Consider the following 21,359-nt stretch of genomic DNA (forward strand, 5'->3'; position numbering starts at 1 on the left):
TCTCGCAAAGACTGACAATATCCCGCGAAAAACAGTGATACACTTAGCCGACCTGGTTGATGATGCAGTCTTAACGGCTCAGGGCTAACGAGTATTATCCCTCGGGTTCCACAGACGACTGTGCATGTGCCATCTGCCCACTCAACCATGTGACCTAATTACCAAATGGTCACACGTTGTCAATCGGAGCCTGTCACGCTAAGCTGAAATAATGACTAAAGACATGAACACCCCATCCACACGTGGTCCACTCGATCACACGGTCCGAGAGCAAATCGTCGAAGCTGCGTATGAGCATTTCGGCCATTACGGCTATGAAAAAACCACCGTCGCTGAACTTGCCAAAGCCATCGGTTTTTCAAAAGCCTATATCTATAAGTTTTTTGATTCCAAGCAGGCAATCGGCGAGGTCATCTGCGCGAACCGCCTTGATATGATCATGGCGGCGGTCAATGCAGCCATCGCTGATGCGCCATCCGCAAGCGAAAAGCTGCGTCGTCTGTTCAGGGCGCTCACCGAGGCGGGAAGTGAACTGTTTTTCCATGAGCGTAAACTCTACGACATCGCCGCCGTTGCCGCGCGGGACAAGTGGCCTTCAACCGAAAGGTATTCCGAACGTCTGCTGAAATTGATTGAGAGCATTGTTGTCGAGGGCAGAAAAGCCGGTGAGTTCGAGAGAAAAACCCCTCTGGACGAAGCTACACTGGCGATCTATATGGTGATGTGCCCTTTCATTAACCCTGTTCAGCTGCAGTACAACCTCGAAGCCGCCCCGACCGCGGCGGTTGTCCTCTCCTCTCTGATTTTGCGAAGCCTCGCCCCCTGATTAGTGACCATTGACTTTATTGGTCACTAGAATGAGAATGCGGATACCGTCCTGTTAATGTAATAAGGGTTCCCATGCTCAGGCTTCATTCAGCCCGCCTTGCCGTATGCCTCCTGCCGTTTGCCCTGGTGGCATGCGGCGATAACCACGCCAGTGACGATCCGCGCACGCAGCCACCGCTTGTCAGGTCTGCGTCCGTGATCCCTGCGAACGAGACGTCACGCGCCTTTACCGGCGTGGTGGTGGCAAGAACGCAAAGTGATTTAGGCTTCAGGGTGCAGGGCAAAATTCTCGAACGTCTTGTCGATACGGGTCAAACCGTTAAGCAGGGCCAGCCTTTAATGCGTCTGGATCCTGTTGATCTGAAATTACAGGCGCAGGCCCAGCAGCGAGCGGTGGATGCTGCCCAGGCGCGCGCACGTAAAGCGTCCAGCGATGAGGCGCGTTATCGCGGCCTTGTGGCATCCGGTGCAGTGTCGGCGTCGGAATACGACCAGATTAAAGCCGCAGCCGACAGCGCCAGAGCGGAGCTCAGCGCTGCCCGGGCACAGGCAGGCGTGGCGCAAAACGCCACCGGTTATGCCGTGCTACTTGCCGATTCAGACGGCGTGGTGATGGAGACACTTGCCGAGCCTGGACAGGTGGTCAGCGCCGGGCAGGCGGTGATCCGTCTGGCCCGCGCGGGGCAGCGCGAGGCGCTGGTCCAGTTGCCGGAAACCCTGCGCCCTGCCGTGGGAAGTACAGCCCTGGCAACGCTCTACGGTAACGAAAAGCAGCCCGTTAGCGCGAAGCTGCGCCTGCTGTCTGATTCAGCCGATGCGACCACCCGTACCTTTGAGGCCCGATACGTGCTGGATGGCGCGCTGGCGAACGCGCCGCTGGGGGCGACCGTGACGCTGAGCATCGAACACGGCAAAGGCGACAGCCGGGTAATGCAGGTTCCTCTGGCGTCTCTCTACGATGCGGGGAAAGGGCCTGGCGTCTGGCGTATTTCCGCTCAGCCGACAAAAGTCGTCTGGCAGCCTGTCAGGGTGCTTAGCGTAGGGGATGATATCGCCAGAGTGACCGGCGGCGTGCAGCCCGGAGAGAAGATTGTTGCGTTAGGCGTCCATCTTCTGCACGAAGGCGAAGCGGTCCGGCTGGCGGAACAGCGCGATGCCACTCAGGCGGGGATGACACCATGAGTGGAGGTCGTTTCAACCTGTCAGCGCTTGCGGTACGCGAGCGCTCGGTCACGCTGTTCTTGATTATTCTGGTTACCCTTGCCGGTATTTTCTCGTTTTTTGGCCTTGGCCGCGCGGAAGATCCCCCCTTCACGGTTAAGCAAATGACGGTTATCACCGTCTGGCCCGGCGCAACCGCGCAGGAAATCCAGGATCAGGTCGCCGAGCCGCTGGAAAAACGTCTGCAGGAACTCAAATGGTATGACCGCACGGAAACGTATACCCGCCCCGGTATGGCGTTTATCACGTTGTCATTGCAGGACAAAACCCCGCCTTCTCAGGTTCAGGAGGAATTTTACCAGGCGCGAAAGAAACTGGGGGATGAAACCAAAAACCTTCCGGCAGGCGTCATGGGGCCGATGATCAATGACGAGTTTTCCGATGTCACCTTTGCCCTTTTTGCACTGAAAGCGAAAGGCGAACCACAGCGTCTGTTAGTGCGTGACGCCGAAGCCCTGCGCCAGCAGCTTTTGCACGTTCCGGGCGTAAAGAAAGTGAACATCATCGGGGAACAGGCCGAGCGGATTTACATCTCCTTCTCGCATGACCGTCTGGCAACACTGGGACTCTCGCCGCAGGATATTTTCACCACGCTCAACAGCCAGAACGCATTAACCGCGGCGGGCTCGATTGAAACGCGCGGGGCGCAAATCTTTATCCGCCTCGACGGCGCTTTCGATAAATTGCAGAAGATCCGCGATACGCCCCTGATCGCGCAGGGCAAAACGCTCCGGCTGTCCGACGTGGCAACGGTTGAACGGGGCTATGAGGACCCACCGACCCTGCAGATCCGTAACCAGCAAGAACCCACCCTCCTGCTCGGTATTGTCATGCGTGAAGGCTGGAACGGCCTGGCGCTGGGTAAAGCGCTGGATGCTGAAACGGCAAACATCAATGCCAATATGCCTCTGGGGATGACCCTGACGAAAGTCACCGATCAGTCGGTGAATATCCGCTCGTCGGTCGATGAGTTCATGATCAAGTTCTTCGTCGCCCTGCTGGTGGTGATGGTGGTGTGTTTTGTCAGTATGGGGTGGCGCGTGGGCATCGTTGTCGCGGCGGCAGTGCCGCTGACGCTGGCGGTCGTTTTTGTCGTGATGGAAGCCTCCGGTATAAACTTCGACCGCGTTACCCTGGGCTCCCTTATTTTAGCCCTCGGCTTACTGGTTGATGATGCCATTATCGCCATCGAAATGATGGTGGTAAAAATGGAGGAAGGCTACGACAGAATCAAAGCCTCCGCCTACGCCTGGAGCCATACCGCCGCGCCAATGCTGGCCGGAACCCTGGTGACAGCCATCGGGTTTATGCCGAATGGTTTTGCGCAGTCAACCGCCGGGGAGTACACCAGCAATATGTTCTGGGTAGTCGGCCTCGCCCTGATAGCTTCGTGGTTTGTGGCGGTGGTGTTCACCCCTTATCTGGGCGTCAAAATCCTGCCGGACATCGCAAAAGTCGAAGGTGGTCATGCCGCCATCTATGACACCCCGCGCTATAACCGTTTTCGTCATACCCTGAGCCGCGTGATCGCCCGAAAATGGATCGTCGCCGCGTCCGTCGTGGCCATCTTCACCCTCGCAGTACTGGGGATGGGGCTGGTTAAGAAACAGTTTTTCCCGACGTCCGACCGCCCCGAGGTGCTGGTGGAAGTGCAGATGCCGTATGGCACATCGATTGAGCAAACCAGCGCCGCCACCGCGAAAATCGAAGCGTGGCTGCGCAAACAGCCTGAAGCCAGCATCGTCACCGCCTACATTGGCCAGGGTTCGCCGCGCTTTTATCTGGCGATGGCCCCTGAGTTGCCCGATCCCTCTTTCGCGAAGGTTGTCGTCATGACGGACAGCGAGAAGTCACGCGAGGCGCTTAAGTTCCGCCTTCGCGAAGCGGTAGCCCGCGGGCTGGCTCCGGAGGCACGCGTGCGGGTCACGCAGCTGGTGTTCGGGCCTTATTCTCCCTTCCCGGTCGCCTGGCGAGTAATGGGACCGGATGTCAATAAACTGCGTGACATTGCAGATAACGTCAAAGGTGTGCTGCAGGCCAGTCCGATGATGAGAACCGTCAATACCGACTGGGGTTCACGCGTACCGACCCTGCATTTCACCCTCGATCAGAACCGCCTGCAGGCGACCGGTTTAACGTCGAACGCCGTTGCCCAGCAGCTTCAGTTCCTGCTGTCGGGCGTTCCCATCACCTCCGTGCGGGAAGATATTCGCTCGGTACAGGTTACGGGCCGCGCCGCGGGTGATATCCGCCTCGATCCAGCGAAGATAGAGGGCTTTACCCTGGTGGGTAACGCCGGGCAACGCGTTCCGCTGTCACAAATCGGGGAGATTGAGATCCGAATGGAGGATCCGCTGTTGCGCCGTCGCGATCGTACGCCCACGATTACCGTGCGGGGAGACATTGCCGAAAACCTTCAGCCCCCGGATGTGTCAACCGCCATCATGAAACAGCTGCAACCCATTGTTGATTCACTTCCACCTGGCTATCGCATCGAAATGGCGGGATCGATTGAGGAATCCGGCAAAGCTACCCAGGCCATGGCCCCGCTGTTCCCCATCATGATTGCCCTGACGCTGCTGATAATCATTCTGCAGGTGCGTTCACTCTCGGCCATGGTCATGGTATTCCTGACCGCACCGCTGGGGCTTATTGGTGTGGTTCCTACGCTGCTGCTTTTCAATCAGCCGTTTGGCATCAATGCCCTCGTCGGCCTGATCGCGCTGTCGGGGATCCTGATGCGAAACACGCTGATACTCATTGGTCAAATCGATCACAACCAGAAGGACGGTCTCGATCCGTTCCACGCCGTGGTTGAGGCGACCGTACAGCGCGCGAGGCCGGTCTTACTGACGGCCATGGCCGCCGTGCTGGCGTTCATTCCCCTGACGCACTCCGTGTTCTGGGGAACGCTGGCCTACACGCTGATTGGCGGAACGCTAGGGGGAACCATTATTACCCTCGTCTTCCTGCCTGCGATGTATGCGATCTGGTTTCGGATCAAGCCCGCCGCCTGACGGTGCCGGGCTGGCGTTCGGGATAAGCCCGGCAATCCAGTCTGCAAAGGCACGCACTGCGGGAGAGAGAAAACGCTGATGGGGATAAAGCAACGTAACGGGCACCGAAGGCGGTTGCCAGTCAGCCAGAACCTCAACCAGCCTTCCCTCCCGCAGATGCGCTGAGACAATACTCTCAGCCAGCTGCGCCAGCCCGAAACCTTCAAGGCACATGTTGATATAAAGCCCGGTGGCATTTACGGCCGCTTCGCCGCGGACAGGGATGGAGACGGTCTCTGTCCCGCGGACAAAGCGTAACGCATCCGCCCGTCGGGTCTGATCGGAAAAATAGTGTATCGCCCGATGCTGTGACAAGTCGTCTGGCGAGCGGGGAGTACCGAACTTCCTGAGATAGTCCGGTGAGGCACAGGTCACCCAGCGAAACCGGCCCAGAGGACGGGCAACAAGAGTCGAGTTATTCAGATCCCCCGTTCGGATCACACAGTCAACCCCCTCCTGCACCAGATCAACCTGCCGATCGTTGACGCCCAGCATCAGGTAGATATCCGGATAAAGCCGGTAAAAATCTTTCAGGTGAGGCATCACGATGAAATCTGCGATCCCGCCCGGCATATCCACCCGCAAGCGTCCCTGCGGGCGCCGGACTGACGCCGTCAGGCTTGTTTCGGCATGCTCGATTAACGCCAGTATTTCCTGGCATTGCGCCAGATACTGCACACCTTCAGCGGTGAGGCTCACCCGCCTTGTCGTTCTGTTAAGCAGGCGCACCTGGAGGTAATTCTCCAGATTTTTTATGCTGCTGGTGACCGTTGACGAAGGCAGAGAAAGCGTTTCGGCTGCGCGGACAAAGCTTCCGGCCTGCGCTACCCGCATGAAGATCTGCATTGCCTGAATACGATCCATTTTTTCTCCCCCGACCGTCGCTCACATTATTCTTCGTAGATTATGAATAATGAAAACACGTTAAGCATCTTTTTCGCCGTAATCGGGTGGCGTAATTTCTCACCCATGAAGAGATAAAGGACAAGAAGATGAGCGATTACCTGAGAAATATGATTAACAATCAGAGCATAACCCCACCCGCCACGTTGATTAAGGGCGCAACCTTGCTCAGCATGGATGACAGGGTGGGTAATCTTGAGCGCGGCGATATCCTTATCGAAGGCGCAAAGATCGTCGCCATTGGTGAAAATCTGGCAGCAGAAGGCGCCAGCATAATAGATGCCACACATATGATTGCCATGCCGGGCCTGGTAGATACCCATCGCCATGCCTGGGAGGGACAACTGCGCCGCATTAACCCCGACGCCAAAACGCTTGAAGATTACTGCAACGCCACGCACTTCTCATTCGCCAGATATTATCGCCCTGCCGATATTTATATCGGCAACCTGCTCACCGCCCTGGGGTGTATTGATGCCGGTATCACTACGGTGATTGATAATTCCCATAACAGCCGCACCGCTGCGCATTCGGACGCGGCCGTTGAGGCCCTGCTGGATGCAGGGATCCGCGCCGTACACGCTTCCGGTGCACCGGTGTCCGGAGAATGGGACCGCGCGCACTGGCCCGGTAACTGGCAGCGCCTGCAAGAAAAGTATTTCCAGAATAACCCTGAAAGTCTTGTTTCGCTGGCGGTCATGGCCCAGCTGGAGCCGGAGAGATGGCTGGAGGCCCGCAGGCTGGGGTTGCCAATCGTGACCGAATTCTTTGGGGGTGAAATGGCGTCGCAGCTTGAGGCGCTGCATCAGCAGGGGCTTCTGGGACCGGACAATATTTTTAATCACTGCACCGCACTGCCGGACGACGGATGGAAAATCCTGCGGGACGCGGGTGTACGCGTGAACGTCTGCCCCCGTTCCGATGCGCACTATGGGATTGAAGACGGCATGTTTGCCCTTCAGTCCGCGCTGCGCCACGGCATCAGCCCCGGCCTCAGCGTTGACAATGAAACGTCGTACAGCGGCGACATGTTTATGGAAATGCGCGTGGCTTTTTACCTCCAGCGCGTCATGGGCATGCATCAGCAGCGCTGCTGTGGTTCAGCGCACACCGTAAATACGCTTCATACCCAACAGCTCCTGAAAGCAGCCACCGTCGATGGTGCGGCCTGTGCAGGGTTACAGGAGAGCATCGGCAGCCTGACGCCGGGTAAACAGGCCGACCTGGTGCTTATTAACGCCGGCGATCTCAACCTCTATCCGTCCGGCAATGCATTTGGCACGGTGGTCCATGCGGCAGAGCGCAGCAACATCCATACCGTCATGATTGCCGGACGAATCGTGAAGCAAGACGGCAACGTGCTGGGGGTAGACATCACCCGCCTTCGCGAGGCCATTGATGAATCACGTCATCATCTCTTTACCTCAGCCGGGTATGAGCCGGACATATTTGCTGACGCCTTCCTGCCGCTGGCGCAGGATTAAGCCCCTTCAACCACAACAAATGTCCCGGTTGCCGCCCCCGCGCGCAGCTTTCTGGCGGCAACGTACCCGGGACTGTTATAAAAACGTTTGGCCTCAGCATACGAATCAAACTCTAAAACGACATGGCGTTCATGCGCCTCCCCTTCGAGATTTTCATATTCCCCTGACCAGACGATGACCCGGGGGTTGAACCCCTGCAGCGCTTCCCCGGCAGCGTTCGCATATTCTGCATAGGCAGCAGGATCTGTGACGGTCACGTGGGCGATTAAATAACCTTTATTCATCTTCTTTATCCTTCCTGAGGACTGTTGCCGGTGGTGTAAAACGCATCAACCTGTTTGACAGCGTTACGCGGTACGAAGACACTCTATTAGTCATCAATAAGGGAATAAATCACCCAAAAAATAACGCACTGTTACCCGGAAGGTGAACAATGAAAAACCTGCATGCACTGACTATTTTTGCGCGCGTCGCAGAAATGCAGAGCTTTACTCAGGCGGCGGAGAGCCTGGGCATTAAGAAAGGCCGCGTTTCAACGGTCGTACGTGAGCTTGAGCATGACCTCGGGACGACGCTGTTGCACCGGACTACCCGCGCGGTACAGCTGACCGAAGACGGTCGGGCTTTTTATTCCCGCGCCCGGGATTTGTTAGCAGATGCTGAAGATCTGCAGTCCATGTTTGCGCCTGGCGGCATGTCACTGCGGGGACGTTTACGCGTCGATATGCCAGCAGTGTTGGCCCAAAGCGTAGTGATTCCCGCCCTGCCACAACTGCTGGACGCGCATCCTGAACTTGAAATAGAACTTTCAAGCACAGACCGGCGAGTCGATCTGGTTCAGGAAGGCTTTGACTGCGTGATTCGTTTTGGGCCCATTGTTGATGAGACCCTCATTGCCCGACCGCTGGGTCAGTTACGGATGATTAACGCCGCCAGCCCACGCTATCTGGAGCGCGTCGGAGTGCCCGAGACGATTGACGACCTGCTTCGTCAGGGACACCGAATGGTGCATTACATGCGAAATTTTGGTGCCCGACCTGATGGCTGGCAGTACCCGGACGGTGATGGCTACCGGTCCGTCATGTTACCCGGCGCCGCGCGGGTCAACAGCGTACCGGCCTATCATGAGGCCGGGCTGGCGGGTCTGGGCTTAATTCAGGGCGGGTATTCCGCGCTGGCGCCCCATATCCAGCGCGGCGCGCTGGTTGAAGTGCTTCCCCATTTGCCTCCTGAACCGCTTAATGCCGCTTTTGTGGTCGCCCATCGGCGCAATTTATCGCAGCGTGTCAGAGCTTTTATGCACTGGACGGAAGTCATTTTAAAACCGTACTTTGATTAATATCCTGCTAAAGATATTCACGCTAATTGTCGGAGGCCGGACGGCAATATTATCTCGCCCAGGGGCGTTTCTTGTGAAAGGAATATACAGCGCAAATGCGAATAATGACTAAAACTGGCAGTTGATTGTTATTTGCGTGGCTTTTAAAATTTAATTGCAAGGTATTTATTAAATTTTAATTAGGGACATAAAAATGACAAGAAATACGCTTTTACTGACAATGATGGCCGCCTTTTCAGGCGCAGTATACGCAGGGGAAACGCAATTTACGCCGAATTTCTCACCTGACAGCGTCACCGTTTCAGCCTCGGGCGGGATGCTCAGTGGGAAATCCCATGAAATGGTGTATGACGACGTCACAGGCAGAAAAATCAGCCAGCTGGACTGGAAAATTAAAAACGTCGCCATCCTGAAAGGCGACATTTCCTGGGATGCGTACCCTTTCCTGACCCTGAACGCACGCGGCTGGACCTCGCTGGCATCCGGCTCGGGTCATATGGATGACTATGACTGGATGAACGAAAGACAATCCAGCTGGACAGATCATTCGACGCATCCGGCAACTAACGTCAATTATGCCAATGAATACGATCTCAATGTAAAAGGCTGGATATTGCAGGGCGAAAGCTATAAAGCGGGCGTGACTGCCGGTTATCAGGAAACCCGTTTTAGCTGGACGGCCACCGGTGGCTCTTATAATTATGATAACGGTACCAACACGGGGAATTTCCCGGCGGGCAAACGCGGCATTGGTTATAGCCAGCGCTTCTCAATGCCTTATATTGGGCTTGTGGGGCAGTATCGTATTAATAATTTCGAATTTAATGGCCTGTTTAAATTCAGTGACTGGGTGCGCGCTCATGATAACGACGAGCACTATATGCGCGACCTGACCTTCCGCGAGAAAACCTCAGACTCTCGCTATTATGGTGCGTCAGTGGATGCAGGATATTACGTCACGCCACACGCCAAAGTCTTTGCCGAGTTCGCGTATAGCCGTTACAAAGAGGGCAAAGGCGGCACGCAGATTATTGATACTAACACGGGCGAATCCGGGTCAATTGGCGGTGATGCGGCGGGCATTTCCAACAAAAACTATACCGTTACCGCCGGTCTGCAATACCGGTTCTGATTTCGCGCAACGCATCAGGCCAGCGTAAACATGCACAGGCCCCTGACGGGGCCTTTTTCGATGCGCTGCTTTGACATCAGCAGGTGCGCCCCTTCATGACGCCGATTTTGGTCGCAGATCCTCGTCAAACTCCAGACGTTTTCGACCGGGCTCCACTTCGCGCAGGGGTTCGACCTGATGCAGGGTCAGCTTGCAGCGATCCACCAGCACCTGATACTCACGCGTGCCCTGCTTCTTCCAGGCAATTTCCTGCTCGCTCAGCACACGTATCGCTTTTGCCGGACTGCCAATGATCAAATGGTTGGCGGGCATCTCCGCTTTCGCTTTCACAAAGGCCGCCGCGCCGACAATGCTGTTTTCGCCAATCACCGCGCCGTCCATGACCACCGCGTTCATCCCTACCAGGGCGTTACGGCGGATAATACAGCCGTGCAGAATCGCGCTGTGGCCGATATGGCCGTCCTCTTCCACCACCGTGTCCTGCTCCGGGAAACCGTGCATGACGCAGTTATCCTGAATGTTCGCGCCGTCTTTCACCACAATCCGGCCAAAATCGCCGCGCAGGCTGGCATTCGGGCCAACATACACGCCTTTGCCCAGGATCACGTCGCCGATGAGCACCGCCGTCGGGTGAACGTAGCTCTCATCAGGCACCACCGGCGTCAGACCGTCAATTTGATAAACGGGCATCTCCACTCCTTATACGATAGTAAGACCACCAAAGCGTTGATAGTAGAGCGTGCCGGGCACAGGCAGTTCGCCGACGGAGGTTTCACCTTTCTCGCTGACAAACGCCAGCGCCCCCGGTGCCACACGCTGATAAATATTAATGCACAGCTGTCGCGCACTTTGTCCGGCCCAGTGTGCAGGCAATAACTCTTCCGGCAACAGCGGGTCTTTCAGCACCACGCGACGGTAAAAATGGATCAGCAACAGCTGGATCTGGAAGCAGCGTTCCGGCGTTAATTCGTCCGGCGCGGCCTCTTTCAGCAGCGGCAGAAGAGGACGGAACGAGTGGATAAACGTCTCGTACATCGCGTTCTGTTCGGTCAACTGCCAGCACTCCTCCACCCGGGCACGCAGCGCCGCGCGGGACAGCGCCAGCGGCGAATGGGCCTCGAAGAAGATGACGTTTTCCGCCACGCCTGCGTCGTGTAAAAGCGACTGCACATCCGCCAGATGCTGCGACGGGGAGGCCATCAGGCTGGGAGCCAGGGTGCCAAAACCCTGCCAGATCAGCTGCTTTTTGACGTCAGCAAGGGTGGTTTTGTCCAGACCTTCCGAAAGCAGCAACAGCCACTTGCCGTCCCATGCGGGGAGTTCAGACCGGTAGATTTTACTCTCCGCGCGGCGGGTCAAACGCAGCCCTTTGTCGCTCAGCCGGTAAAAGCTGCGTCGTCCGATGCGCGACACATCCAGCCAGCCCTCTTTGTTAAGACGAAACAGCGCAGTGCGCACAAAACGCTCGCCAAACCCCATGCCTTCCAGTAAGGCGGCGAGGCTACCAAGCCAAATCTCGCCGCCGCGATGTGAAAGCGCGTCACCGTATAATGAGGAGATAAGCGACGTTCCGCTAACGGGAACCGAGCTAACCGCGTGCTGGATAAAGGCATCGAGTTTATTCATGTGATTCATTCTGTTGTTATTTTTGGTCTGGATGAATCATAGCATATTCCCCTCACCCCGGCCCTCTCCCAAAGGGAGAGGGAGAGAAAGTCCCTTCTCCCTTCTGCGGAGAAGGTTAGGATGAGGGAAACTCAACCGTTAGCCGCAACTTTACGCAAATCAAACACCCGACAGGCTTTGCCCTCTGAGCGCGGGATACTGCCGCAGTTGACAATCATCACGTCGGTGGAGATCCCGACCATCGATTTAATCCGATGGCGCAGCTGATGGCACACCTGGCAGCGCTGCTCGTGGGTCAGGGTCAGACTGCTCTCTTTGAGCTCCACCTTCACGGAAAGTGAATCAAGATGGCCGCGGCGGTTGACCTCCAGCTGGTAGTGCGGGGAGAGGTGTTCGAACTTCACGATCTCCTCTTCCAGCTGGGACGGGAAGACGTTGACGCCGCGGATGATGAGCATATCGTCACTGCGACCGCTGATCCTGTCCATACGACGCATGGTACGGGCTGTGCCGGGCAGCAGGCGCGTCAGGTCGCGGGTGCGATAACGGATCACCGGCAGCGCCTCCTTGGTCAGCGTGGTAAACAGCAGTTCGCCCTGCTCGCCATCATTAAGCGGCGTGCCGTCGTTCGGGTTAACGATCTCCGGATAGAAATGATCTTCCCAGATGGTCGGACCGTCGGCGGTTTCGATACACTCCATCGCCACGCCTGGCCCCATGACCTCGGAAAGCCCATAGATATCCAGCGCGGTGATCCCCAGACGTTTCTCGATTTCGCGGCGCATGGCCTGCGTCCACGGCTCTGCGCCAAACACCCCCACACGCAGGGAGCAGGCGCTGGCATCGCCTCCCATCTGGCGCTCCAGCTCTTCGATCAGATTGAGGCAGTAGGATGGCGTCACCATGATCATGTCCGGCTGGAAATCGCGGATCAGTTGCGCCTGTTTCTCCGTCTGACCGCCGGACATCGGGATAACGGTCGCCCCTAAACGCTCTGCGCCATAGTGCGCGCCCAGCCCTCCGGTAAACAGGCCATACCCATAGGCCACATGAATTTTGTCTTTCGCACTGCCGCCCGCGGCGCGCAGAGAACGGGCCACCAGATTAGCCCAGTTGTCGATGTCATGTTGGGTATAACCGACGACGGTCGGCTTTCCGGTGGTGCCGGAAGAGGCGTGAATACGCACCACCTGCTCCATCGGTACGGCAAAGGTATCGAACGGATAGTTATCACGCAGGTCCTGCTTGGTGGTGCACGGAAACTTACGGATGTCTTCCAGCGTTTTAAAATCGTCAGGGTGAACGCCCGCGGCGTCAAACTTGCGTTTGTACATCGGAACGTTGTTATAGGCGTGATGCAGCGTCCATTTCAGACGCTCGGTTTGCAGCGCCTGTAATTCGTCAATGGAGGCCGTTTCGATCGGATCAAGCTTTGTTGTATTTGTCATTGTAGGGTACTCACACTGTTATTCGCTCAAACACGCTCAAGGATCATGGCAATGCCCTGACCCACACCGATGCACATCGTACACAGCGCATAGCGCCCGTTGCGTCGATGCAATTCATTGCTCGCGGCCAGCGCCAGCCTGGCACCACTCATGCCCAGCGGGTGGCCCAACGCAATGGCCCCTCCGTTCGGGTTGACGTGTTCAGCGTCATCCGGCAATCCCAGCTGACGTAACACGCCCAGCGCCTGAGAAGCGAAAGCTTCGTTAAGCTCAATCACGTCCATATCGTTGATGCTGAGCCCGGCACGTTCCAGCACTTTGCGGGTGGCTGGCACCGGTCCTAAGCCCATCAGACGTGGCTCCACGCCAGCGGTAGCCATCGCCACGATCCGCGTGCGCGGGACAAGCCCTTGCGCGTGCGCCATCGACTCGCTGGCGATAATCAACGCCGCAGCGCCATCGTTTACACCGGAGGCGTTACCCGCCGTCACGACACCGTTCTTGCGAAACGGTGTTTTCAGCGCGGCAAGTTGTTCAAGCGTGGTATCAGCACGGGGATGCTCATCTACCGAAACTTCCGTAATCGTTCCTTTTTTGCCGGGCACCTGCACCGGCACAATCTCCTGCGCCAGAATGCCGTTCTGCTGTGCCTGAGCAGTACGCTGCTGGCTGCGCAGCGCGAAAGCATCCTGATCGGCCCGGCTGATATTTAACAATTCAGCTACATTCTCTGCCGTTTCCGGCATGCTGTCAGTTCCGAATTGCTGATGCATGAGCGGATTCACAAATCGCCAGCCGAGGGTGGTGTCGAAAATCTCCGCCTGACGCTGGAACGCCGCCGTGGCTTTACCCATTACAAACGGCGCCCGGGACATTGACTCGACGCCGCCTGCAAGCAGCATGTCGCCATCACCCGCCCTGATTGCCCGCGCGGCAAAGCCAATCGCGTCAAGACCCGAACCGCACAGGCGGTTCAGCGTGGTGCCCGAGACCGTCTGAGGCAGTCCGGCCAGCAGCAGCGACATACGCGCCACGTTGCGGTTATCTTCCCCCGCCTGGTTGGCGCAGCCGAAGATCACATCATCAATCCGCTCGAGGTCGAGCTGCGGATAACGGGCCAGCAGCGCACGCAGCGGCACCGCGCCGAGATCGTCGGCGCGAACGCTGGCCAGCGCCCCGCCATAGCGCCCCACCGGGGTTCGAACGCCATCACAAATAAAAGCGTCACGCATCAGGCTTCTCCTGTCACACTGCCGCCGATGCGGTGAGATTTTCCGCGAAACAGGGCAACGGTTTTCTGTTGTTGGTTCTGAATTTCAATGTCATACACGCCGGTCAGTTTGCCCTGATGCTTAACCCGCGCGGTGGCGGTCAGCGTGTCGCCGGCAAACCCCGGGCGCAGAAAATCGATTGAACAGCCTGACGCCACTGCCGCCAGCCCCTGGCTGTTGCAGGCGTAGGCAAAGGCGGTATCGGCCAGTGAAAACAGCTGCCCTCCGTGGCAGGTTTTGTGGCCGTTGAGCATCTGCGGGGTGATGGTCATCGTCACTACCGCGTAGCCATCGTCCATGTCGATGATGTCGATCCCCAGCGCCTGGGCGCAGGCGTCCTGTTCATACATGGTGCGGGCGTTATGCCAGGCGTTATGACTCATAGCTACTCTCCAGAAGCGCACGCTGGCGCAGCAGTGAACAAGGGCGATAGCGTTCTTCGCCGTAATGGCGTTGCAAATTCTCCAGCAGCGTTAACAGCCGTTGCCAGCCCAGACGCTCACCCCAGGCAATGGGCCCGTTCGGGTAATTCACGCCGAGGCGCATGGCGGTGTCGATATCCTTCTCGCTGGCCACCCCTTTTTGCAGCGCATCCAGCGCTTCGTTGGCGATCATCGCCACCGTCCGCCAGACCAGCAGGCCGGGGTAATCGGCAATGCGCAGTACCCGGTGTCCCTGCTGTTGCAGGTACCAGACGGCTTTTTGCGTGGCGGTATGCGGGTTATCCGATGCGGCTGCGATCACCGCCACGTCGCGTTCGATGCGGTCAATCACCACGACCGGACAGTTAAAACGCCGGGCCAGCGCCTGAGCGGTCTCCCCCTGGGTTTCAATCAACAGGAGCTCATCAATTTCCGTGACACCGTCACCTCTTCGCTGCACGCGCAGGGGTGTAACGCTGGCGTTTACTGCATCAAGCCACGGCACAGCCGGTTTCTCACCGTGCCAGTCGTAAACGCCCTTCCCGCTTTTTTTGCCCAGTCGCCCCGCCAGCACCAGTTCCTGCTGCACCAGCGACGGCAGGAAACGACGTTCCTGCCAGAAGGCATTGAACACGGAACAGGTCACCGCAAAGTTGACGTCCTGACCAATCATGTCGGTCAGCTCCAGCGGTCCCATCGGGAAACCGCCGCCGTCGCGCAGGGCGGCATCAATCACTTCTGGCGCGGCGACCTGCTCTTCCAGGGCGCGCCAGGCTTCAGAATAGAATGGACGCGCAACGCGGTTGACGATGAACCCTGGCGTTGACTGGCAGCGGACGGGCTGTTTCCCCCAGTTCAGCGCCAGCTCGCACAGCGCATCGGCCACTTCGGGCGATGTCGCCAGCCCGCTCACCACCTCGACCAGCTTCATGACCGGTGCAGGATTAAAGAAATGCAGCCCCGCGACGCGCTCCGGATGGTGAACATCCGCCGCAATCGCCGTAACAGAAATGGAGGAGGTATTGCTGGTCAGCAAGGTCTGCGGCGGGCAAATCTGAGCCAGTTGCGCAAACAGCGCTTTTTTGACGTCGATACGCTCAGACGCGGCTTCAATCACCAGATCTGCCGCGGCGAGCGCTTCGATATCCGTTACTGGCAGCAGCCTGGCAAGTATCTGGCTGCCAGCATCGGCGGAAAGTTTTCCGCGAGTCACCCGGGAGGCGAGACGCTGGCGGATCCCGTCAAGCGCGCGTGAAATCGCGTCTGAAGCAATGTCATACATCAGAACCTGATGCCCATGACTCGCCGCGACTTCCGCAATTCCCGCGCCCATCGTGCCGCTTCCAATGACGGCGACAGTACGAACCGTGATCGCCATCTTATTTCCCCGTGAATGTCGGTGCGCGTTTGGCAAGGAAGGCGCTGACCCCTTCCCGGTAGTCGTCGCTGCGACCGGCCAGACGTTGATAATCGCGCTCCAGGTCAAGCTGGGCGTCGAGGGTGTTGGTCTCTGCCGCGTTAATCGCCTGCTTAATCAGCCCCAGACCAAAGGTGGGCTGAGAAGCAAAGTGCAGCGCCATCTGCTGGGCCGTGGCGGAGAGGTGTTCGTCATCCACCACCTGCCAGATCATCCCCCAGGCGTGTGCCTGTTCGGCGCTGAGTTTGTCTCCGAGTAACGCCAGCCCCATTGCGCGGGCGCGCCCGGCGACGCGCGGCAGGAACCATGTTCCCCCGCAGTCCGGCACTAATCCGAGCTTGCTGAAGGCCATCACAAAGGTGGCAGAACGGGCGGCAATGACCATGTCACACCCCAGTGCCAGCGTGGCCCCGGCCCCGGCGGCCACGCCGTTGACCGCGCAAATCACCGGTTTCGGCAACGTCGCAAGACGGCGAACCAGCGGGTTGTAGAACGTCTCCACGGACATTCCCAGATCCGGCGCCGGACCGTTAGGGTCGACGTTGCGGTCATTAAGATCCTGACCCGCGCAGAAGCCGCGCCCCGCCCCGGTAATAAGCAGACAGCGGATGGTGTCATCGCGCTCGGCCTGCTTCAGGCACTCAGCGAGTTGCTGATGCATCACGTCGTTAAAGCTGTTCAGACGCTCCGGACGGTTCAGCGTCAGGGTCATCACGCCTTGTTCTACATGACTGAGAATAAATTCCACGATTAGCGTCCTTTAAAGTCGGGGGTACGTTTCTGTAAGAATGCGTCGATGCCTTCTCGCCGGTCTTCGGTCGCTGAAAGCAGCGTAAACAGCTGTCGCTCCTGGACCAGTCCGGCCTGCAGGGAAACCTCCTGAGACTGGCGCAGCGCCTGCTTCGCCGCCTGGAGCGCCAGCGGTGAGTGTCGAGCCATCAGCGCCGCCTGTTTCAGGGCATATTCCAGCGTCAATGAAGCCGGGAACACATCGCTGACCAGCCCGGCGCGCTGCGCCTGCTGCGCGGTAATGCTCTCCCCGGTCAGCACCATTTTGCTGGCCAGCGATTTGCCCACGCTACGAATCAGGCGCTGCGTACCGCCCGCCCCGGGCATGATCCCGAGCGTAATTTCCGGCAGACCAAAACGGGCGTTATCCCCGGCAATCACCACGTCGCACAGCAGCGCAAGCTCGCAGCCCGCGCCCAGCGCGAAGCCGTTGACGGCGGCAATCAGGGGTTTGTTGAAGGCGTTGATCCGGGCCCACAGCTGGGGACGGATATCGTTCAGAGTGGCAGGCAGGTCTTTCTCCGCCATTTCGTTGAGATCTGCGCCGGCAGCAAAGCAGCGTGCGTTGCCGTAAATCACGCAAACAGAGAGATCGCGATCGGCCGCAGCGGCGTCGAGCGCGTCAGCAATCTGCTCTAACAGGGCGTTATTCAGCGCGTTGCGTGCCGCCGGACGGTTAAGCGTCAGCTGCAGGACACGACCATGACGGGTGACCATCAGTTCGCTCATGCCATCCCCCTGGAGTCAAAATCGACGATCACGTCAGCGGTTAACGGCAGCGACTGACAGCTCAGCACATACCCGGCCGCCAGTTCGTCCGGCTCAAGGCTGTAGTTCGTCGCCATATCAACTTTGCCACGCAGCACTTTGCATTTGCAGGTCGCGCATACGCCGCCCTTGCAGGCATACGGCAGGTCGGCGCCCTGACGCAGGGCGGCATCAAGAATGCTTTCATCGTTTGCCGTGAGGGTAATTTCCCGGTCACGACCGTCCTGACGCACGGTGACTTTCTGCCCTTCAGCCTGCACGCTGACCGTGCGTTTGCCGGTCGAGCCTGGCGTATTAAAACGCTCAAGGTGGATCGATTTCTCTGGCATCCCCAGCGCTTTCAGCGCCGCTTCCGCGTCGTCCATCATGGCGGACGGGCCACAAATAAAGGCTTCGTCGTACTGGCGGAAGTTGATCAGGGTTTTCGCCAGCGCCTGCAGCTTCTCACCGTCGATACGTCCATGCAGCAGATCGCTGTCGAGCACCTCCTGGCTGAAGATGGCGACCAGCTGCAGACGCTGCGGGTATTTGTCTTTCAGATCGGCCAGCGCCTCGCGAAACATCATGCTCTGGCTGCTGCGGTTGCCGTAGATCAAGGTGAAATGACTGTTCGGCTCGGTGGCGAGCGTGGCGGATAAGATGGCCAGCATTGGGGTAATGCCTGAACCCGCGGCAATGGCCAGATAGTGCCCTTCCCGGTCAGCGCGCGGCTGGTAACCAAACTGGCCCTGAGGCACCATGACCTCCAGCGCCATGCCCTGTTTGATCTCATCCCGGGCATAGCGGGAAAAACGTCCGCCCTCGATGGCTTTCACCGCTACGCTGATCTCACCCGGCGCGGTACTGCGGCAGATGGAGTAGCAGCGACGCAGCTCATCCTCACCCAGCTTCGCTTTCAGGGTCAGGTGTTGTCCGGGACGAAAGCGATAGGCGTCCTGCAACTCCTGCGGTACCGCGAAAGTGATGGTCACCGCGTCGCGGGTTTCGGGTTCCACTTTTGCCACTGTTAATGAATGAAACATTGTCATGGCAACCTCAAATACATTTGAAATAGTCGAAAGGCTCACGGCAGTCGTTGCAGCGATAAAGCGCTTTGCAGGCCGTCGAACCAAATTCACTGATAAGCGAGGTATGTGTGCTGGCACAGCGTGGGCAACTCACCTCGACCGGGGCATGCGCGTGGCAGCTGTGGCCCTCCGGTGGGCTGATGCCATATGCGCGCAGGCGTTCACGCGCATCCGCCGTCATCCAGTCGGTGGTCCAGGCTGGTTCGAGCTGAAGCACAATATGCACTGGCGTAAAGCCGTGTGCGGTCATCGCCTCGCGAATCGCGCCAAGCAAATGTTCCGTCGCCGGGCAGCCTGAATAGGTTGGCGTAAAGCCAATGACCCAGCCTTCGCCCTGCGCCGATACGCTACGCACCATGCCTAAATCGGTGATGGTTAACACCGGCACTTCCGGGTCCGGGATCTGGCTTAACAACGACCAGATTTGAGGGATCTCCGCGGGTGCAATCCCGGCAAAACGCTGCATCTTAACCTCCGTACTTACCACTGCTGACCCGGATGGGCACGCTGGAGATACTGCATTTCTGCCAGCATTGGGCCGAGATGTTCGGTATGCAGCCCGCGCTTGCCCCCCGTGCGATACGCCACTTCCGACGGCACGCTCAGGGTGGCCTCCTGCAAACCGGAAAACACTTCCTGCTCCCACGGCTGACGAAGCTCGCGCGGATCAACCGCGACGCCGGAGGCAATCAACGCCAGCTCGACGTCATCGGCTTCAAACAGCTCGGCCGTAAACCGCCACAGGGTGTCGACCGCCTGCTGCATACGCTGTGAAGATGTTTCCGTTCCGTCACCCAGACGCACCAGCCAGCCACGACTGAAGCGCAGGTGGTAGCGCGCCTCTTTAATGGCTTTCGCTGCGATGGCGGCAAGCTGGCTGTCGCTGCTGTGGGTCAGGCGTTCATACAGCGCTACGTTCCAGGCATCCATAAAGTACTGGCGCGCGAGCGTGTCGGCGAAACTGCCGTTAGGCTGTTCCACCAGCAACACGTTGTGAAACTGGCGCTCATCACGCCCAAACGCCAGGGTGTTTTCATCGCCCTGACCTTCCAGCTCTGCGGCATAGGTCAGGAAATTGCGCGCCTGCCCCAGCAAGTCGAGACCGATGTTGGCGAGCGCGAGATCGATTTCCAGCTCCGGCGCGTGACCACACCAGGCGCCCAGACGCTGGGAGAGCACCAGACCGTTGTCGCCCAGACGCAGGGCATATGCGGATAATGTTTTCATCCCTGACCTCACATGTGCTCGATGCCATCAGGGATGGTGTAAAACGTAGGATGGCGGTAAACCTTACTTTCCGCCGGGTCGAAGAACTCGCCGCTCTCTTCCGGCTGAGAGGCGACAATCTCGCTCGCCTTCACCACCCAGATAGAGCAGCCTTCACTGCGACGGGTATAGGCATCACGCGCATTTTCCAGCGCCATGCGATCGTCGGCGGCATGAAGACTTCCCACATGACGGTGGGACAACCCTTGTTTGCTGCGTACGAACACTTCGTACAGCGGCCAGTAGACATTGCTCATCGTGTTTCCTCTTAAGCCACTTTGCGGGCGTGTTGTTTTTCCGCGTGCGCCAGTGCGGCTTCACGCACCCACGCCCCGTCTTCCCAGGCTTTACGTTTGGCAGCCAGACGTTCGTGGTTACAGATACCGCGCCCGTTAATGACCTCATCAAACTCGTGCCAGTCGATCTCGCCAAAGCGGTAGTGACCGCTCTCTTCGTCAAAACGCAGGTCAGGATCCGGAACCGTCATGCCCAGCATTTCTACCTGCGGAACCGTGTTGTCGACAAAGCGCTGGCGAAGTTCGTCATTGCCGAAGCGTTTGATTTTCCAGGCGAGGCTGCGGGCGCTGTTCGGCGAGTTATCATCGTTTGGGCCGAACATCATCAGAGCGGGCCACCAGAAGCGGTTAATGGCGTCCTGCAGCATCTGGCGTTGGGCGTCACTCCCCTGCGCAAGCGCCATACAGGCTTCAAAGCCCTGACGCTGGTGGAAACTCTCTTCTTTACAGATTTTCACCATCGCGCGGGCATAGGGGCCATATGAGGTACGGCAGAGCGCCACCTGGTTGACGATCGCCGCACCGTCCACCAGCCAGCCGATCACCCCGATATCCGCCCAGCTCAGGGTCGGGTAGTTGAAGATGGAGGAGTATTTCATCTTGCCGTCGAGCATCTTCTGGTAGATGTCTTCCCGCGCGCAGCCCAGCGTCTCGGCCGCGCTGTAGAGGTACAAACCGTGCCCGGCTTCGTCCTGCACTTTTGCCAGCAGGATCGCTTTGCGGCGCAGCGTCGGCGCGCGGGTGATCCAGTTTCCTTCCGGCAACATGCCGACAATTTCGGAGTGCGCGTGCTGACCAATCTGGCGGATCAACGTCTTACGATAGGCATCAGGCATCCAGTCCTGAGGCTCAATCGCCGTCTCCTGCGCTATGCGCTGCTCAAAGCGTTGTTCTTGCGTCACGTCATCACCTTTATGATTCGATTATTTACCACTTAAAGTGAAATACTGAATCACTTCATTTCTTAAAAGTTACACAAAGGTTAAATATAACCCCAAGAAATGTTTCCCCATTTTGTGATGGTGC

At 58.0% G+C, this 21,359-nt stretch carries 21 protein-coding genes; 6 read left to right on the top strand and 15 right to left on the bottom strand.

Features of this window, described 5'->3' with window-relative positions; translation table 11 throughout:
- Positions 1-211 precede the first annotated feature (211 nt).
- The 3 genes from AM410_RS19955 (at position 212) to AM410_RS19965 (ending at position 5,066) form a co-directional block, all read left to right on the top strand.
- Positions 212-826, top strand: a complete 615-nt coding sequence (locus tag AM410_RS19955) for a TetR/AcrR family transcriptional regulator (protein WP_014169944.1) — start codon at positions 212-214, stop codon at positions 824-826.
- A gap of 74 nt (positions 827-900) precedes the next feature.
- The gene (locus AM410_RS19960) at positions 901-2,010 is read left to right on the top strand and encodes an efflux RND transporter periplasmic adaptor subunit (RefSeq protein WP_025204274.1); all 1,110 of its coding nucleotides are present in this window, start codon (positions 901-903) and stop codon (positions 2,008-2,010) included.
- Complete coding sequence (locus AM410_RS19965) at positions 2,007-5,066, top strand: efflux RND transporter permease subunit (RefSeq protein ID WP_063156026.1); 3,060 nt, start codon at positions 2,007-2,009, stop codon at positions 5,064-5,066. The genes AM410_RS19960 and AM410_RS19965 overlap by 4 nt, the downstream gene beginning before the upstream one ends.
- Here the strand turns inward: AM410_RS19965 and AM410_RS19970 are convergent.
- Positions 4,989-5,969, bottom strand: coding sequence for a LysR family transcriptional regulator (locus AM410_RS19970; protein ID WP_073396708.1), 981 nt, complete (start codon positions 5,967-5,969; stop codon positions 4,989-4,991). The genes AM410_RS19965 and AM410_RS19970 overlap by 78 nt on opposite strands.
- Positions 5,970-6,097: 128 nt before the next feature.
- On the opposite strand from AM410_RS19970, the gene AM410_RS19975 reads away from it, so the two are divergent.
- Complete coding sequence (locus tag AM410_RS19975) at positions 6,098-7,492, top strand: amidohydrolase family protein (RefSeq protein ID WP_073396706.1); 1,395 nt, start codon at positions 6,098-6,100, stop codon at positions 7,490-7,492.
- On the opposite strand, the gene AM410_RS19980 is transcribed toward AM410_RS19975, so the two are convergent.
- The gene (locus AM410_RS19980; RefSeq protein ID WP_014169939.1) at positions 7,489-7,776 is read right to left on the bottom strand and encodes a DUF1330 domain-containing protein; all 288 of its coding nucleotides are present in this window, start codon (positions 7,774-7,776) and stop codon (positions 7,489-7,491) included. The genes AM410_RS19975 and AM410_RS19980 overlap by 4 nt on opposite strands.
- Before the next feature lie 149 nt (positions 7,777-7,925).
- Here AM410_RS19980 and AM410_RS19985 point away from each other — a divergent pair, with 149 nt between their 5' ends.
- A complete protein-coding gene (locus AM410_RS19985; protein ID WP_068794593.1) occupies positions 7,926-8,831 on the top strand; it encodes a LysR family transcriptional regulator in 906 nt (301 codons plus the stop codon).
- Between the two features lie 193 nt (positions 8,832-9,024).
- On the top strand, positions 9,025-9,963 hold the full coding sequence (locus AM410_RS19990) for an omptin family outer membrane protease (RefSeq protein WP_073396705.1): 939 nt from the start codon (positions 9,025-9,027) through the stop codon (positions 9,961-9,963).
- Between the two features lie 93 nt (positions 9,964-10,056).
- Here AM410_RS19990 and paaY read toward each other — a convergent pair whose 3' ends face one another.
- The 13 genes from paaY to paaA form a co-directional block, all read right to left on the bottom strand.
- Positions 10,057-10,653 carry a phenylacetic acid degradation protein PaaY gene (gene paaY / locus AM410_RS19995; protein ID WP_020884237.1) on the bottom strand — a complete coding sequence of 199 codons (597 nt, stop codon included), beginning with the start codon at positions 10,651-10,653 and terminating at the stop codon, positions 10,057-10,059.
- A 9-nt stretch (positions 10,654-10,662) separates the two neighbouring features.
- Positions 10,663-11,598 (bottom strand): phenylacetic acid degradation operon negative regulatory protein PaaX, encoded by a 936-nt coding sequence (gene paaX / locus AM410_RS20000; protein WP_044867798.1) that lies wholly within the window; start codon positions 11,596-11,598, stop codon positions 10,663-10,665.
- A 122-nt stretch (positions 11,599-11,720) separates the two neighbouring features.
- Positions 11,721-13,037, bottom strand: coding sequence for a phenylacetate--CoA ligase PaaK (paaK, locus tag AM410_RS20005; RefSeq protein ID WP_014169934.1), 1,317 nt, complete (start codon positions 13,035-13,037; stop codon positions 11,721-11,723).
- A 26-nt stretch (positions 13,038-13,063) separates the two neighbouring features.
- Positions 13,064-14,269 carry a 3-oxoadipyl-CoA thiolase gene (pcaF, locus tag AM410_RS20010; RefSeq protein WP_020884239.1) on the bottom strand — a complete coding sequence of 402 codons (1,206 nt, stop codon included), beginning with the start codon at positions 14,267-14,269 and terminating at the stop codon, positions 13,064-13,066.
- Positions 14,269-14,691: a hydroxyphenylacetyl-CoA thioesterase PaaI gene (gene paaI / locus AM410_RS20015; protein WP_020884240.1), complete on the bottom strand. Its 423-nt coding sequence runs from the start codon at positions 14,689-14,691 to the stop codon at positions 14,269-14,271. The genes pcaF and paaI overlap by 1 nt, the downstream gene beginning before the upstream one ends.
- A complete protein-coding gene (paaH, locus tag AM410_RS20020) occupies positions 14,681-16,108 on the bottom strand; it encodes a 3-hydroxyacyl-CoA dehydrogenase PaaH (protein ID WP_073396703.1) in 1,428 nt (475 codons plus the stop codon). The genes paaI and paaH overlap by 11 nt, the downstream gene beginning before the upstream one ends.
- A gap of 1 nt (position 16,109) precedes the next feature.
- Positions 16,110-16,898, bottom strand: coding sequence for a 2-(1,2-epoxy-1,2-dihydrophenyl)acetyl-CoA isomerase PaaG (gene paaG / locus AM410_RS20025; RefSeq protein ID WP_025204280.1), 789 nt, complete (start codon positions 16,896-16,898; stop codon positions 16,110-16,112).
- A complete protein-coding gene (gene paaF / locus AM410_RS20030; protein ID WP_014169929.1) occupies positions 16,898-17,665 on the bottom strand; it encodes a 2,3-dehydroadipyl-CoA hydratase PaaF in 768 nt (255 codons plus the stop codon). The genes paaG and paaF overlap by 1 nt, the downstream gene beginning before the upstream one ends.
- On the bottom strand, positions 17,662-18,732 hold the full coding sequence (gene paaE, locus AM410_RS20035; protein ID WP_108648335.1) for a 1,2-phenylacetyl-CoA epoxidase subunit PaaE: 1,071 nt from the start codon (positions 18,730-18,732) through the stop codon (positions 17,662-17,664). The genes paaF and paaE overlap by 4 nt, the downstream gene beginning before the upstream one ends.
- A 7-nt stretch (positions 18,733-18,739) precedes the next feature.
- A complete protein-coding gene (gene paaD, locus AM410_RS20040) occupies positions 18,740-19,237 on the bottom strand; it encodes a 1,2-phenylacetyl-CoA epoxidase subunit PaaD (RefSeq protein ID WP_073396700.1) in 498 nt (165 codons plus the stop codon).
- Positions 19,238-19,251: 14 nt separating this feature from the next.
- The gene (gene paaC, locus AM410_RS20045) at positions 19,252-19,998 is read right to left on the bottom strand and encodes a 1,2-phenylacetyl-CoA epoxidase subunit PaaC (protein ID WP_108648337.1); all 747 of its coding nucleotides are present in this window, start codon (positions 19,996-19,998) and stop codon (positions 19,252-19,254) included.
- Between the two features lie 8 nt (positions 19,999-20,006).
- Positions 20,007-20,294 carry a 1,2-phenylacetyl-CoA epoxidase subunit PaaB gene (gene paaB / locus AM410_RS20050; protein ID WP_003857353.1) on the bottom strand — a complete coding sequence of 96 codons (288 nt, stop codon included), beginning with the start codon at positions 20,292-20,294 and terminating at the stop codon, positions 20,007-20,009.
- An 11-nt stretch (positions 20,295-20,305) separates the two neighbouring features.
- Complete coding sequence (paaA, locus tag AM410_RS20055) at positions 20,306-21,235, bottom strand: 1,2-phenylacetyl-CoA epoxidase subunit PaaA (protein WP_014169925.1); 930 nt, start codon at positions 21,233-21,235, stop codon at positions 20,306-20,308.
- Between the last annotated feature and the right edge of the window lie 124 nt (positions 21,236-21,359).

This window comes from Enterobacter cloacae complex sp. FDA-CDC-AR_0164, assembly GCF_003071645.1.
GTDB lineage: Bacteria > Pseudomonadota > Gammaproteobacteria > Enterobacterales > Enterobacteriaceae > Enterobacter > Enterobacter ludwigii.

Bases quoted from the DNA above. Each gene is read 5' to 3' on its own strand.
- paaB (WP_003857353.1), bottom strand. From the start codon at position 20,294: ATGAGCAATGTCTACTGGCCGCTGTACGAAGTGTTCGTACGCAGCAAA.
- AM410_RS19955 (WP_014169944.1), top strand. From the start codon at position 212: ATGACTAAAGACATGAACACCCCATCCACACGTGGTCCACTCGATCAC.
- pcaF (WP_020884239.1), bottom strand. From the start codon at position 14,269: ATGCGTGACGCTTTTATTTGTGATGGCGTTCGAACCCCGGTGGGGCGC.
- AM410_RS19990 (WP_073396705.1), top strand. From the start codon at position 9,025: ATGACAAGAAATACGCTTTTACTGACAATGATGGCCGCCTTTTCAGGC.
- paaD (WP_073396700.1), bottom strand. From the start codon at position 19,237: ATGCAGCGTTTTGCCGGGATTGCACCCGCGGAGATCCCTCAAATCTGG.
- paaC (WP_108648337.1), bottom strand. From the start codon at position 19,998: ATGAAAACATTATCCGCATATGCCCTGCGTCTGGGCGACAACGGTCTG.
- paaE (WP_108648335.1), bottom strand. From the start codon at position 18,732: ATGACAATGTTTCATTCATTAACAGTGGCAAAAGTGGAACCCGAAACC.
- AM410_RS19975 (WP_073396706.1), top strand. From the start codon at position 6,098: ATGAGCGATTACCTGAGAAATATGATTAACAATCAGAGCATAACCCCA.
- paaK (WP_014169934.1), bottom strand. From the start codon at position 13,037: ATGACAAATACAACAAAGCTTGATCCGATCGAAACGGCCTCCATTGAC.
- paaF (WP_014169929.1), bottom strand. From the start codon at position 17,665: ATGAGCGAACTGATGGTCACCCGTCATGGTCGTGTCCTGCAGCTGACG.
- AM410_RS19960 (WP_025204274.1), top strand. From the start codon at position 901: ATGCTCAGGCTTCATTCAGCCCGCCTTGCCGTATGCCTCCTGCCGTTT.
- paaI (WP_020884240.1), bottom strand. From the start codon at position 14,691: ATGAGTCATAACGCCTGGCATAACGCCCGCACCATGTATGAACAGGAC.
- AM410_RS19980 (WP_014169939.1), bottom strand. From the start codon at position 7,776: ATGAATAAAGGTTATTTAATCGCCCACGTGACCGTCACAGATCCTGCT.
- paaX (WP_044867798.1), bottom strand. From the start codon at position 11,598: ATGAATCACATGAATAAACTCGATGCCTTTATCCAGCACGCGGTTAGC.
- paaH (WP_073396703.1), bottom strand. From the start codon at position 16,108: ATGGCGATCACGGTTCGTACTGTCGCCGTCATTGGAAGCGGCACGATG.
- AM410_RS19965 (WP_063156026.1), top strand. From the start codon at position 2,007: ATGAGTGGAGGTCGTTTCAACCTGTCAGCGCTTGCGGTACGCGAGCGC.
- paaY (WP_020884237.1), bottom strand. From the start codon at position 10,653: ATGCCCGTTTATCAAATTGACGGTCTGACGCCGGTGGTGCCTGATGAG.
- AM410_RS19985 (WP_068794593.1), top strand. From the start codon at position 7,926: ATGAAAAACCTGCATGCACTGACTATTTTTGCGCGCGTCGCAGAAATG.
- AM410_RS19970 (WP_073396708.1), bottom strand. From the start codon at position 5,969: ATGGATCGTATTCAGGCAATGCAGATCTTCATGCGGGTAGCGCAGGCC.